At 76.1% G+C, this 247-nt stretch carries 1 pseudogene; it reads right to left on the bottom strand.

Annotated features, from left to right (window positions below):
* Window positions 1-247 (bottom strand): annotated as a pseudogene (locus tag WN71_RS39300) (LysR family transcriptional regulator); the annotation flags it as partial.

The following is a 247-nucleotide window of genomic DNA, read 5'->3' as shown; positions in this document are numbered from 1 at the left end:
CGGATGCCGGGCGCCGACTCGGCGAGCCGGGCCACGGCCGGGGCGACGACCTCGGCGATACCGGTCGCGAAGGCCGCGACGGTCACGGTGCCCGCGGCGCCGGAGCTGTACGCGGCGAGCTCCGCCTCGGCCCGCTCCAGCTGCGCGAGCACGGCGTTGGTGTGCCCGAGCAGGATCTCACCGGCCGGGGTGAGCCGTACCCCCTTGGCACCGCGCTCGACCAGCCGATGACCGGTCTCCTGCTCCA

The sequence above is a fragment of the Streptomyces mangrovisoli genome (genome assembly GCF_000974985.2).
In the GTDB taxonomy this organism is placed as follows: Bacteria; Actinomycetota; Actinomycetes; order Streptomycetales; family Streptomycetaceae; genus Streptomyces; species Streptomyces mangrovisoli.
This window is presented reverse-complemented; position numbering and strand designations above follow the sequence as displayed.